The 12666-nt window shown below is 44.1% G+C and carries 11 protein-coding genes and 1 pseudogene; 8 read left to right on the forward strand and 4 right to left on the reverse strand.

From position 1 onward, the window contains the following. Positions 1–748 precede the first annotated feature (748 nt). Together RG959_RS12915 and RG959_RS12920 are read left to right on the forward strand one after the other, a co-directional pair. A pseudogene (locus tag RG959_RS12915) lies at positions 749–997 on the forward strand (recombinase family protein); the annotation flags it as partial. 207 nt (positions 998–1204) lie between these two features. Next, a complete protein-coding gene (locus tag RG959_RS12920) occupies positions 1205–1639 on the forward strand; it encodes a hypothetical protein (RefSeq protein ID WP_342797449.1) in 435 nt (144 codons plus the stop codon). Between the two features lie 490 nt (positions 1640–2129). Here the strand turns inward: RG959_RS12920 and RG959_RS12925 are convergent, their stop codons facing one another. Together RG959_RS12925 and RG959_RS12930 are read right to left on the reverse strand one after the other, a co-directional pair. Further along, positions 2130–3407, reverse strand: a complete 1278-nt coding sequence (locus RG959_RS12925; protein ID WP_342797450.1) for a M48 family metallopeptidase — start codon at positions 3405–3407, stop codon at positions 2130–2132. A gap of 585 nt (positions 3408–3992) precedes the next feature. Further along, the gene (locus tag RG959_RS12930) at positions 3993–4127 is read right to left on the reverse strand and encodes a hypothetical protein (protein WP_342797451.1); all 135 of its coding nucleotides are present in this window, start codon (positions 4125–4127) and stop codon (positions 3993–3995) included. 769 nt (positions 4128–4896) lie between these two features. On the opposite strand from RG959_RS12930, the gene RG959_RS12935 reads away from it, so the two are divergent. Further along, complete coding sequence (locus RG959_RS12935) at positions 4897–5415, forward strand: hypothetical protein (protein WP_342797452.1); 519 nt, start codon at positions 4897–4899, stop codon at positions 5413–5415. Positions 5416–5441: 26 nt separating this feature from the next. On the opposite strand, the gene RG959_RS12940 is transcribed toward RG959_RS12935, so the two are convergent. Then, a complete protein-coding gene (locus RG959_RS12940) occupies positions 5442–5621 on the reverse strand; it encodes a Spo0E family sporulation regulatory protein-aspartic acid phosphatase (RefSeq protein WP_342797453.1) in 180 nt (59 codons plus the stop codon). Positions 5622–5793: 172 nt separating this feature from the next. Here RG959_RS12940 and RG959_RS12945 point away from each other — a divergent pair, with 172 nt between their 5' ends. Together RG959_RS12945 and RG959_RS12950 are read left to right on the forward strand one after the other, a co-directional pair. Next, positions 5794–6501 carry a cytochrome c biogenesis CcdA family protein gene (locus tag RG959_RS12945; protein ID WP_342797454.1) on the forward strand — a complete coding sequence of 236 codons (708 nt, stop codon included), beginning with the start codon at positions 5794–5796 and terminating at the stop codon, positions 6499–6501. A 23-nt stretch (positions 6502–6524) separates the two neighbouring features. Continuing rightward, positions 6525–7013, forward strand: coding sequence for a CcdC family protein (locus RG959_RS12950; RefSeq protein ID WP_342797455.1), 489 nt, complete (start codon positions 6525–6527; stop codon positions 7011–7013). A 30-nt stretch (positions 7014–7043) separates the two neighbouring features. On the opposite strand, the gene RG959_RS12955 is transcribed toward RG959_RS12950, so the two are convergent. Next, complete coding sequence (locus tag RG959_RS12955; RefSeq protein WP_342797456.1) at positions 7044–7472, reverse strand: DUF2621 domain-containing protein; 429 nt, start codon at positions 7470–7472, stop codon at positions 7044–7046. A gap of 129 nt (positions 7473–7601) precedes the next feature. Here RG959_RS12955 and RG959_RS12960 point away from each other — a divergent pair, with 129 nt between their 5' ends. The 3 genes from RG959_RS12960 to RG959_RS12970 all read left to right on the forward strand — a co-directional run bounded on the left by RG959_RS12960 (position 7602) and on the right by RG959_RS12970 (position 12522). Next, positions 7602–8723 carry an exonuclease SbcCD subunit D gene (locus RG959_RS12960; protein WP_342797457.1) on the forward strand — a complete coding sequence of 374 codons (1122 nt, stop codon included), beginning with the start codon at positions 7602–7604 and terminating at the stop codon, positions 8721–8723. Further along, complete coding sequence (locus RG959_RS12965) at positions 8720–11827, forward strand: AAA family ATPase (protein WP_342797458.1); 3108 nt, start codon at positions 8720–8722, stop codon at positions 11825–11827. Before RG959_RS12960 ends, RG959_RS12965 begins: the two co-directional genes overlap by 4 nt. A gap of 101 nt (positions 11828–11928) precedes the next feature. Further along, entirely contained in the window at positions 11929–12522 is a 594-nt protein-coding gene (locus RG959_RS12970; RefSeq protein WP_342797459.1) for an SCO family protein, read from the forward strand. Positions 12523–12666: the final 144 nt, after the last annotated feature.

The raw sequence follows: 12666 nt of genomic DNA on the forward strand, positions 1-12666 counted from the left end.
TCCTTTTTATTTCGGAATCATCTTCCATGAGAAAGAACTTGATTTTTGGAAAACCTATAATGAAAAGGCAGGGTGCTACAGCAAGTACCTCCTCTAATATAGATAAACACCGCTTGAATGAAATTCAGGCGGTGTTTTTGTATTTAAATTGCTATTTCCTGTTTTAGAATTGTGAAAGCAAGTCTTCTTATTAGTTAAGTACGGCGCTTTCGATAAATAAGACGTTGAGAATATCACTATGACTGCATTACACACAGCTGTTATGTGTACGAAAACGAAGAAAATCCGCAATCTGGTCGGATTTTACAATGGCATGTTGAAAAAGATGCTTGATCGTTTCGTACTTTAAGGTTGTGTACGTATGCTTGCAGAAGAAGCATAGCTAAACGCACAAAAAAGCCACGGAGGATTCTATGGTCGCAGCTTAAACGAGAATACATGATATGTGGGAACTACGTTTATACAATTACTCGTTGCCGAGCGATATAAATAAAAAAAGGCCGCGGAAAGGTCCGCAGCAAAAAAGTATGTAATAGTGGGTTGAAACTCTGCAAGAGGTGGTAGGGTTGCCACAATTATTGCTCTACCCGCTTTGACACGAAGATAAACCAAATAAATAAAAAAAGGCTGCGGGGTGACTCCGCAGCAATAAACGAGATATAGGGTAGGTGGTTTAAAGTGAAACCTTGTCTCGAGTTACTTACCCGCTGCGAAGAAATATAAACAACAAAGAGAATAATTACGGAATAACGCCGCCGACCTCGTCTATATTGACGCACTGGATAGCCTGGGCTGTAACTATGATGCCGTGATTGGTGAATGGCGTTACATTACTTGTGAAATAGGCGCAGATATTATCGTGCTTGAAACCGAAGCGCTATTTGACAGCCGTAAATTCCGTGAAATGGGCGACATGGGTAAGCTGATGGAAAACCAATTCCAATCGCTCCTAGCGTATATAACCGAGCAGGAACGGAAGAAGATACACCAGCCCCAGCGAGTGCCTTTACTTTTTTATTAGCGCTGCCCCCAGAGTACCTCCTCTGAATATGTCGCATCTGCTGCCCGGAATTTACGCACAACAAAAAAATTTTTTACGACAAGTGTGATATAACAACGAATAACGTAGTAAAGCGTCCTCTTATGTATGAATTTAATATTGCTCGTCTACACTTATCTAAACAGAATAAGGGAGACGATAAATGTGATTAAAGCAGTGAATGTTAAAATGATCGGTGTGCTTATTGTATTTAGTTTAATAATAGCGTTAATCGTGTTTGTCTCTGCGGAAGAGCCGGCGCAAGAATATCCTGGTACGGTAGACGAAGCTTTATCGGAGAAATTTACTCAAACATTTCGGTTAAATTTTGCAAGCAACGATGGCATTGCATTGTTTGACCGAGTTGAAATCGTGCCGAACCAGCATGTCGCAAAGATATATTCGACTATAGCGTCAACAGACGATGATGCAGTGCGCCAATTGGCCGTTAATAAACTTGGCTCGATGGTAGTCAATCATTATTACTATTATGCGGAATATCGTGCTTTTACCGACTTGAATGACGTTCATGTCTACGGGAGTGATGGTAAAAATCTTGGTTATACATTCAGCGATTCGCTTTTGTCGACGGATCAGTAATGACAGGGCAGCCATCGGTTTAACAGTCGTTGGCTTTTTTGTGCGCAATATTTTCTGCTCCGGTCTTATTATCATACTTACTGCCGCCCCGTCTGACTCGGTTGTTGCCGGGGGAACGTTGTGTTGTCCAATTGTCAATGAGCCGCGGTGTGGCGCTGTTTTCGAAAAGTGTTAAATAGAATAACCCCGCCGGACAAAACCGGCCGGGGCTTTTCCTGTGCCTGAGTGATCGCCTTGCTTTCCGCAATTAAATTTATCATGTTACTGCGGTCGATTAATCTCACATTAAGCCGTTCTGCGCAGTTGCTTGCTTCACTCATTAAGTGGTAAGGGTAAGCATCTAGGGTCCAGTAAACAGGACACGCTGTGCCTCTTCACAATGGAGGCTGCAGTAGATTGTATGTGTGGCACTAAATGTTTACCATGAACGGCAGAAAACACTGTACAAATATGATTTTAAGTTTTGCTGCCCAGAATGTTGTTCTTCCATTCAAGAAGGAGAATTGCTTTGGCCAGAATCTTTATTGTCATATTTGTCGAAAAAATCAATCCGTTCTGTAATGCGTGGATGCGATCCGGTAATAAAGTGGATGATGGCCGGTTCATAGCTGGTTGATTTCGCATTTTTCGTCAGTTTTTGAAAAGCACTAATGGCTGCTTCTTTGTCTGCCGTTGTCTCCATCGCATAGCGGTCCGATTCCATTTCATAAAGGCGGCTTTGAAAGTTGCCGATCGGAGAAGCCAGAATGGACATGAGGCTGAAGGAGACCATAAGAAGCGGCAGGACGGCGATATCATGCGGACCGTTAATTCCCCAACGGTGCCCCCACTTTTTGCGCAGCCAGTTAAATAAAAAGAAGGTGGCCAAGGCGGTAAAGAAACCGACGATGATTTGCAGCACGAGCCCATTATAAATATGGTTCATTTTATAATGGGCGATCTCATGCGCCATCACAAATTTGATTTCCTCGATAGTCAGCTCGTTAATCGCCGTATCGCCGAGCACAATCTGCATGTTGCTGCCGAAGCCATTGACAAAGGCGTTAATCGTATTGGTCTGCTTGGACATATTCATTTCTAAAATTTTTGCGTCCCCAATACCGGCTTCATCGGCCAATTGCTGGATTTCCGCTTTGACTTTTTGGTTTTCCAGCGGTTTATAGTCATTGAACAGAGGCGCAATAAATACGGGCGCAATAAACATCAAGAGGATTGTCAGTGGCAGGGACGCCGCCCAGGCAGCAAGCCACCATTTTTTCGGGAATTTTCTGATCGCGAAAAAAAGCAGCCAGACGAGCGGTATGCCTATGACAAGGTCCAAGCCGAAGCTGATGCCGAGATCACTAAACCAGGAAGCAGCGGACTGGCTCGACAGACCATAATTTCGCGACAGCTGATAAAAAAAGAAATCAAGCGGCAAATACAAGAGCGTCAAGAGGGCACTGAAAAAGAAATAATAATAGCCGGTCTGCCAAAAGGATTTGCGAAAGCGTGCAGCTGCCCGGTCACGCAGTTTCACTGAAATCATCATGAAAAACAGCAGGACCACTACATCAAGCGGCGTTTGTAAAAGGAATGTAAAATAATCAATTAAATCTAAATGATGTGCTTCCGCTATCTCTTTTTCCGTCATAAACTGTTTCGGGTCTGCGCTTGTGCCGGCATACTCAGCCGGAACGTAACCCGGCTCAAGATTGAGTAAATACACGCTGATACCTGCCGCATACAAAAGATAAAAAATAAGAAACCCGAGTAAAAATTTTTTCACTAAGCTCTTCCTTTCAACGTCAAAATAAATGCCAGCCAGTCACGGAGGTGCAGCATGCATTCCGTTCATTATATTCGTTTCTTTTCATTTTATATGTTATTTGAAGGCAACGTCTTTAAAAAGAGAGCCGTGCAGAAAACCCTTTCAGCGGGAAGCAAGATGAAAGAATGGCAATGATTTATGTGTTCACCTGCAGGATACAAGAAAGCATCAGCTCTACAGAAAGGATAAGCACAGTATTTTTATTCATTAACATCGGATGGAAATAGAAAGACAACTTTCAAAAATTCCCTGCTTCAAGCTACAAGTATATGCACGTATATGTCAGCGGAAAAGTTTTTTACGCGGAGAAAAGGCGCATATAAAAGCTGCAGGAGTATGCCGCAGCAATAATGGCTACAAGTGTGAAAATTTACTGCCTGTTGCGAAGGAAAAATAAACCGCATACAAAAAGCCGCAGAGGGAGCCGCGGCAAAACAAAAATGTATAGATGTGAAGCTTTTGAGCCATACATTCGTTTCTTTACCCGCCGCCGCAAAATATAAACCAAGATTCTATCATTATCAACATACGAACTATGCGGAGTTAAAAGATGCTGAGACAAGCATCAATAGTGACAAAATAATCAACAAAATTAAAAACACTGCAAAGCGACTGCGTAACCGCCGTCGCAAAAGCCTCAACTGCCATTGCCATCGTCGTAACCGTAACTGTAACCATTTAATATCACTACACCTCTTTTACAGAAAAATAGCAAAGAAACTATTATAAGATATGAACAGGGAAACGCACTGGACCAAGCATTTGTCCCGATTGATAATCTTTTTACGGAAAAGAGAATAATAAATTGCTTTGTTTCATCTGTATGGTAGGATTCTGGTCTCTGACGGACAGTCTTTGAAATATTTTTACGCTGCAGTCTAGTTCGATTTTTACCGGCATGCATGAAGGTCATCGGAAACTTTTTAGGCATGGAAATAACCGGCTTCTTGGCTTCCAATTACGTAATAAATCGTGTGCATCATTGTGTATTTCGCCGGAGCTTATTTTCATCTATTGTTCATACCAGGGAAAACGCCCTTTTTGCTTTGTTTTGGTTCATTTCTTTTGAACCAGGGCTTGTTAAGCCATTAACGGGAGAAGGTGTTTTTGCGTGGGTAAATGTGTATGTGTGCTGTGAAATGAGCCTTGTTGCTGGAGCGGTTTGTAACCGGCGCTTTTCGCTGTATGGGGCAGCGGACTTGGAAACATATAATAAAAGCAAAAAACGAGCTGTTTGCTCTTGTCAATAACCAGTTTTTGTTTGTATTTTTTGTTTTCAAAAGAAAAAAGGGATGTTTGTTGTGGGACATATTCACCTGAATACGTGCATATAATATAAATAGCGGGATGAATAAACTATAAAACCCACAAATTTTTTCTGTACAAAGGCTTATCTTCAAAGGGGATGGGGTATAGAAAGGTATGAGAGAAAAGGAGGAGATGCGAAATGAAAAAACGGTTTTTATCTTTAGTTATTCTTCCGTTCCTGTTGTTTGGTGTTAGCATCCCGGCTCTTGCCTCTGAAGACGAATTAACTGGTACTCCTTATGAAATGCTCGAAAAAGAAGGCATTTCGTTAAAACATTATATTATTACATTCAAATCCCCCAACATTGAAAAAGGCTACTATCGCGCCACTTCCAGCAACGGTGAAACGATTCGTTTTAAACAGTCAGATGTAGAAATTGAATTAAAAGTGGGTGACCGTATCCGTACATACTGGGAAGACGGCGGCTTTAACATCGCAGAGTACGTAAAACCCGAAAAAGTAGTATATACCGTTAAACGGGTATGGTACAAAAACGGAGAAATGAATTATGAAGGTACAAGCGCTCAATCAGGAGATATTCTTTTTACCGATGAAAATGTATATGGCAGCGAAATCATTCCTGGAGACAAAGTAGTGGCTGAATTTGACCAAATGTTTATCGACAACGGCTTAATTGGTGTTTATAAGAAAAAATAAAAAAACGGTCCGTATGGACGGTTTTTTTATTTTGCGCACGTTTTTTTAGTGTGCTGAATATGCAGTTCATCGTATAAATTTAAAAGACGGTCTAATTCCTGGCTGTATTCAATCGCTAAAGGAGAGGTTAGTCCGTTTTCAAAAGCCACATTTAGTAGTTCAGTCCGCTTCGCTTCTATGGCGTCGAGCAGTATTTCTTTGTTCACGGCGGACAACCCTTTCCATTATTATCTAAGGTTTTACACTTTCTAGTATACCCAATCATTTACTTATTTTCAAAAAAATTTGTCGTTTTTGAACTTTTTTCTCCTCCTGCCAATGTTGCCCCTCCGTCCCATACCGTTTCTGTTACAATGAAAAGGAAAGGGTGATCGATTCATGAGTGAGCTGAACGTGTTTTTAGCCTTCGGCGCCGGGTTTCTAAGCTTTATCTCGCCGTGCTGCCTGCCGCTGTATCCTGCCTTTTTATCGTATATTACCGGTATGAGTGTAAATGAATTAAAAAACGATAATGCCATGCTGCAAAGGAGAAGTATGCTGCATACCCTCTTTTTTTTGCTCGGCTTTTCTCTCGTGTTTGTTTTAATCGGCTTTGGCTCTTCTTTTATTGGCCAATTCTTAAAAGAATGGGATGACCTTATTCGTCAGCTTGGCGCCATTTTTATTATCTTTTTTGGCCTGGTGGTCACGGGCATCCTGCAGCCGGGTTTTATGATGTCTGAAAAGAAAGTGACTTTTAAAAACCGGCCCGTTGGATATGCTGGCTCTTCTCTCATTGGCCTTGCGTTTGGCGCGGGCTGGACGCCATGCACGGGTCCCATTCTGCTTGCGGTTATTTATATGGCAGGAGCTAACCCGGACTCTGCTATGTTGTATATGGTATCTTATGCGCTCGGTTTCGCCATTCCTTTTTTTGTTCTTTCTTTTTTTATCGGACGAATGAAATGGATCCGTTTACACAGTGCTAAGATTGTAAAAATCGGCGGTTATGTTATGATAGGAATGGGGATTATTCTCTTTTTTGACTGGATGACACAGATCATTATGATCCTCACGCCGCTGTTTGGCGGATTTACCGGTTTTTAATTTGTATTAAAGGGATGATCAAGATGGATTGGATGGTTGCCATATCGTCTTTAGCAGCTGTCATGATGGGGCTGGGTGCTTTATTTGTTCGTATGAGAGCAGCGAAGAAACCGACTTCAGCCCGAAAAATTATTATGCCTCCGCTTTTTATGAGTACCGGCGCTTTGATGTTTGTATTTCCAATGTTTCGGGTTACACCTCTTGAATTGCTGGAAGCAGCCGCTGTAGGGTGTTTGTTTTCTTTATTGCTCATTAAAACATCGAATTTTGAAATACGCGGTCATGACATTTACTTAAAACGTTCTAAAGCTTTTCCGATTATTTTAATGTCACTGCTTGTGATCCGGATTATTGGAAAGCTTGTACTGTCGACAACGATTGATGTGGGCCAGATTGGCGGCATGTTTTTTATTTTGGCGTTTGCGATGATTTTGCCGTGGCGCCTGTCGATGTATAAAAAATATATGACGCTGAAGCGGCAGCTGCCCGATCAGCCTATACCCATAACCTAAAAAACAGCCTTTGATGACAAGGCTGTTTTTTTATTCAAACAAATGCTGATAGGGAGCAATATCGATATTCATTTCATCAAGTTTCTTGCGTAAAAACTTATGGTCTCTTTTCGGCGTAGCCATAATGTAGCCGCGGATAATCAAGTCGGCCGAAACATGGCGGGCCCTTTCTCTTAAAGCGAGTTCTCCGATTTTGCCGGCAATTTTGTGGCGGGCCACATCCCGAAACAGCTCAGGCACAGGAGAAACTAATTCTTCGAGCATGTTTTTTTCCTCTGTTCCCCATAGTTTCCGTGTTTTATCAACGTAATACTCTTCCCAGTCCATGTCGGAACGGCCATCCTGCTTCGGCATTCGTTTTAAAAACTTGCGAAACATAAAAAAGCCGCCGATGGCAAACAAGCCGACAAGGATCACTGTCCAGGCAACGATAAAGTAAGAAAACCAGCCTTCCAGCATGCCGCAACCCCCATTACATGATTTTCTTTTACTCTATTATAGCAAACAAGAAACGGCTTGTTCATTCTTTTCAAGAACTTGTTCATCTGCTATGATCGGAACATACATACGTAGTAGGAGGAAACCGAAATGAAATTTATTCATACCGCTGACTGGCATCTCGGAAAAATGGTGCACGGCGTATCGATGATCGAGGATCAGCGTTTTATGCTGCAGGAGCTGATTCGTCTGCTGGAGCAGGAGCAGCCGGATGCCCTGGTGATCGCGGGAGATTTGTATGACCGGTCGGTTCCGCCGGCTTCGGCAGTTAATTTGCTGAATGAAACGCTTTTTACGATTAACGTAGAAATGAATATACCGATCGTCGCTATTTCGGGGAACCACGACAGTGCAGACCGGCTGGCATTCGGTTCAACGTGGTTTCGGCAAAACCGCTTTTACCTGGCTGGAAAAATGGAAAAAAACATGTTCTGCCCGGTTATTGAAGGCATTCATTTCCATTGCCTTCCCTATGCGGAGCCGGGTGTAGTTCGGTATTTATACGAAGACGATTCAATTCGCACTCATCATGATGCGATGAAAGTCTTAACCGGGCGTTTAAGCGAAACAATGGATCGGGACGGCATTCACGTGGCGGTGGGTCATGCGTTTGTCACAGGAGGAGAAACAAGTGATTCTGAGCGGATTTTATCAGTCGGCGGAACAGGAAATGTCGGTGCCGAGCTGTTTGCTCCTTTTCACTATACGGCGCTTGGACATCTGCACAATCCGGCGGCCATTCACCACCAGACGGTTCAATATGCAGGGTCACTGCTGAAATATTCGTTTTCAGAAGCGTCCCATACGAAAAGTATCTCCATCGTGGAAATAAACGAAGAAAAGAAGCTTTCCATTACCAAAAAAGCACTGGCACCTATGCGCGATATGAAAATCGTCACGGGCTTTTTTGATGAATTGATGGAAGGAGAAGCTTCAGAGGACTATATCAAGGTACGGTTAAGGGATGAAGGAGCGCTTATTGATCCGATGGCCAAGTTAAAGCATAAATTCCCTCATATTCTCCACCTTGAAAAAGCAGCTGCTTCCCCTCTGTCATTTGAATCTTCTGTTTCTATGAGAGAAAAGCAAAGCGAGCTCGATCTGTTTGCGGAATTTTACGAAGCGATGACGGGGCTCGGTTTTTCAGAAGAGAAAAAAACATATATGACTTCTATATTAGAAGAGGCGAAACAGGAGGAAAATGGATTATGAAGCCTGTGACACTGACAATGACTGCTTTTGGTCCGTATGCAGGCCGGCAGGTGATTGATTTTTCGACGCTCGAAAACCGAAAAATGTTTGTGATTTCCGGCAAAACGGGATCAGGAAAAACAACGATATTTGACGCCATCAGTTTTGCGATGTATGGCAAGCCAAGCGGGGATCATCGAAGTGCTTCGGAAATGCGAAGCCAATTTGCAGATCCAAAACAGCTGACGGAAGTATCGCTTCTATTCGAATTGAAAGGACGGACGTTTTTAATCCGCCGGACCCCTCAGCAGGAAAAGCCAAAAGCACGCGGAGGCGGTATGACAACAGCAGGAGCTACCGCTGAGCTGTATGAAAAAAAAGCGGACGGCACAGAAGTGCTCCTTGCTTCGAATGTACGGGATACAGACGAAAAAATAAATGAATTAGTCGGTCTTGAAGCAAATCAGTTCAGGCAGATTTTAATGATTCCGCAGGGAGAATTTCAAAAGCTGTTAATGGCCGGCAGCCAGGAAAAAGAGAAAATTTTGCAGAAGCTGTTTCAAACTTCTTTCTATAAACGGGTAGAGGATATTTTAAAAGAAAAGTCCGACGCGTTGAAAAAGGAAGCAGGCCGGGCTGCTGACCAGCAAATGGCCCTTTTGAAAAGTCTACCTGCATACTCAAGCACGATGCGCGGGCTGCTCGAAGATGAGCTGATTCAAAGAAAAGCAGTGTTTGATCAGCTTGAGCTCGATCTTCTAGAAATGGACAAGCAGTATAAAAGCTTTCAGGAAAAAGTGCAGCGTTTAAGCGAACGCCGTGATTTTTTGCTGGGAGAACGGGAGCGGGGGCTGTCCCGAAATGCCCAATTTGACCGTTTGGAGCAGGCCCGGCTGGAACAAAAAGAGCTTGATGAACAAAAAGAAGACTTCGACAGATACCGTCAGAAAATAGACGGAGCTGAGCGGGCAGACAAGCTGCAATCCTATGAAATGATGGAAAAGCGGGCCCGCCAGGCTGTGCACACTGCCGAAGGAAGAAAAAGTGAAGCGGAAGCGGAGATGCAAAACACACGGCAGCTGCTTGAAGAAGCGGAAGAACGGCTGAAAGCAGAAGAAAGCCGCCGTCCTGAACGGGATGAATGTACAAAAGAGCTTCAGCATCTTCAGTCGATAAAAGAAGCGGTTTATGCCTATCAAGATGCCGTAGAAAAAGCAGGAGAGACAGAGGGGCGCCTGAAGGAAACAAAACAAGCCGCTGCCGAGTTCATCCGGAAAAACGAAGAGCTGGATGCGGCCGGGAAAAAGATGGAGGCGTCTCAGCAAGCTTTCGATTCTTCAAAAGAAATATACTTGGAATCGGGCTATCGGATTGAGAGATTAACCGCGTTGATTGAACAATTTCAAGAGTTAGCCGATGCCGAAAAAGAAATGGGCGACCTTCAAAAAAGAGAAGAAGCCGCCCAAATCGAAGCGCAGAAAGCAGCCTCGGCCGCGACTGAAGCCATTAAAGAACTGCAGCATAAAAGAGAAGAGTGGCACAGAAGCCAGGCAGCGATGCTGGCCCGCGAATTGAAGGAAGGCGAACCATGCTCCGTGTGCGGCTCCATTCATCATCCTAACCCGGCTGCAGGAGGAGAAGCGCCACTTGGGGAGCAGGCATTGAAGAAAGCGGAGCAGCAAGCAGACCGTCTCAGCCAGGAAAACCGGCAGGCGGAACAAAAGTGGATGGAATCCCGTTTTGCATTAGGGCATGCAGCAGAAAACGTGGACAAGCTAAAAGCAAAGCTTCCATCTGACTTTGGAGCGGAAGAAGCGATAGAGCGTTTGAAAGAAGCCGAGCAAACACGCAGACAAGCTGCCCAGGATCTTCAGCAAAAGCAGAAACTGGAAGGGCAGCTGGATGAGCTGAAAAAACAAAAACAACAGCTTGAAGCCGAATTAGAACAAACGAGACAGCAGGAAATGGCGGATCATACGGCTTTTATTCAAGCGCAGAGTACACGACAGCAGCTTGAACAATCAATTCCTGAGGCGATGCGCAACAGCGGTTACTTTGCCAGAGAGCTTGAGCGTATAGAGCAAAGAGCAGCCGTTTTAGAGCGCCGCTATGAACAGGCAGCAGAAGACGTTCAGCGTGCCCGTACAGCTATGCAGGCAGCCCTGTCTGTTTTGGAGGAACGCCGGCAAACACTTCAGGAAGCAGAAAGGGACTATCGAGAAGTAAGAGCGGCTTTTGAGCAAAAGCGACAGCAGGCTGGTTTTCAGTCCGCCGAACAATATGAGGAAGCGAAGAAATGGCTCGAATCCCTTGCAGAAATGAAAGAAACGGTCCGGCAGTTCGAACAAAAAGAACGCGAGCTTACTTTGCTGATTGAGGAGCTGCAAACCACTCTTCAAGGATATGAGCGGGCAGACATCAGCAAGCTTGAAGAAGAGATTGGAGCGTTAAATGAAGAAGCTGTTCAATGGGCAAATGAGGCTTCTGCCGTCGCTGCTTGTGCAAAAGAATCTCGGCGTATCCGCCAGTCGGTTGAAGAGATAGCGGCACGGATGGCGAAGGCTGAAGAAGCGTACCGTCTTTCTGGCCATTTGTTTGAAGTAACGCACGGAAAAAATGACCTGAAGGTAACGTTTGAACGATATGTACTGGCATCGTTTTTGGAAGATATCTTGACCGCAGCCAACACGAGGCTTTCGGCGATGACAAATGGCCGTTTTTTACTGGAGCGTTTAACCGAGCGGTCAAAAGGAAATGCACAAAGCGGCCTGGATCTTCTCGTGTTTGACCAATATACGGGTGCCAGCCGGCATGTGAAAACACTGTCCGGGGGAGAAAGCTTTAAAGCGGCGCTTGCCCTTGCACTCGGACTGGCGGAAGTGGTCCAAAACTATGCTGGCGGCGTATCGCTTGAAACGATGTTTGTGGACGAAGGATTCGGCACGCTTGATCCGGAATCGCTGGACCAGGCCATTGAAACGTTAATGGATATACAAGCGGACGGCCGCCTGGTCGGCATTATCTCCCACGTGCCAGAGCTGAAAGAGCGGATTGATGCTCGTCTGGAGGTAGGCCAGTCCGATACCGGAAGCAAAGCTGCATTTGTTTTTACAGGAGAAAGCTGAAAACGTTCATAAAGTATTCAAGATCAGGCCGCAGCAGCACATTGAGAAATAAGAAGGTTTCCTCTACGATAAAAGGATAAAAGGTGCTTGGAGGGAGTTATGTGAAAATAGTTCAGTCCATTTTTATTATGGCCGCTGTTGTTTTATTGCTTTGTGCATGCGGCCGTCAGTTTGAAGGCAACATGGATGTGGAAGTCCAAGACTTTACCTACACCAATCAAAATGGTGAACAAGTTGGTTTGGCTGATTTGAAGGGGAAAGTGTGGCTCGCTAATTTTATTTTCACAAACTGTACGACGGTTTGCCCGCCGATGACAAGAAACATGAGCGAGCTGCAGGACCGCTTGAACGAGGAAGGTGTTCAAAATTATGAAATTGTGTCGTTCAGCATTGACCCGTCCCGGGATACACCGCAGGCGTTGAAGAGCTATATTTCACATTACGAAGCGGATGAATCGAACTGGAACCTTTTAACAGGGTATGAAGAGAAAGAGATAAGCACATTTGCAGAGAAAAGCTTTCAAGCCATTGCGCTGCCAGATCCGAAATCAGACCAGTTCATTCATGGAACAAGCTTTTACTTGGTCGATGAAAAAGGAATTGTTGTAAAAAGCTATCCAGGAAATAAACAGGACGGGGAAGAAGTGCCGTTTGACGAAATGGTCCAGGATGTAAAATCGCTTTCCAAACAGTAAACAAAACTAAAAAACTCCGGATTTGGATCCGGAGTTTTTGATTTTAAAAAAAGTATTTTCTAAGATTTACAAAAATTTAATTTTTGTGATATTGAAATGTAATGTCTATCTCGGTAAAATGAACATACAGATAATATCTGAATA

The sequence above is a fragment of the Domibacillus sp. 8LH genome (assembly GCF_038806185.1).
Classification (GTDB): domain Bacteria; phylum Bacillota; class Bacilli; order Bacillales; family Domibacillaceae; genus Domibacillus; species Domibacillus indicus_A.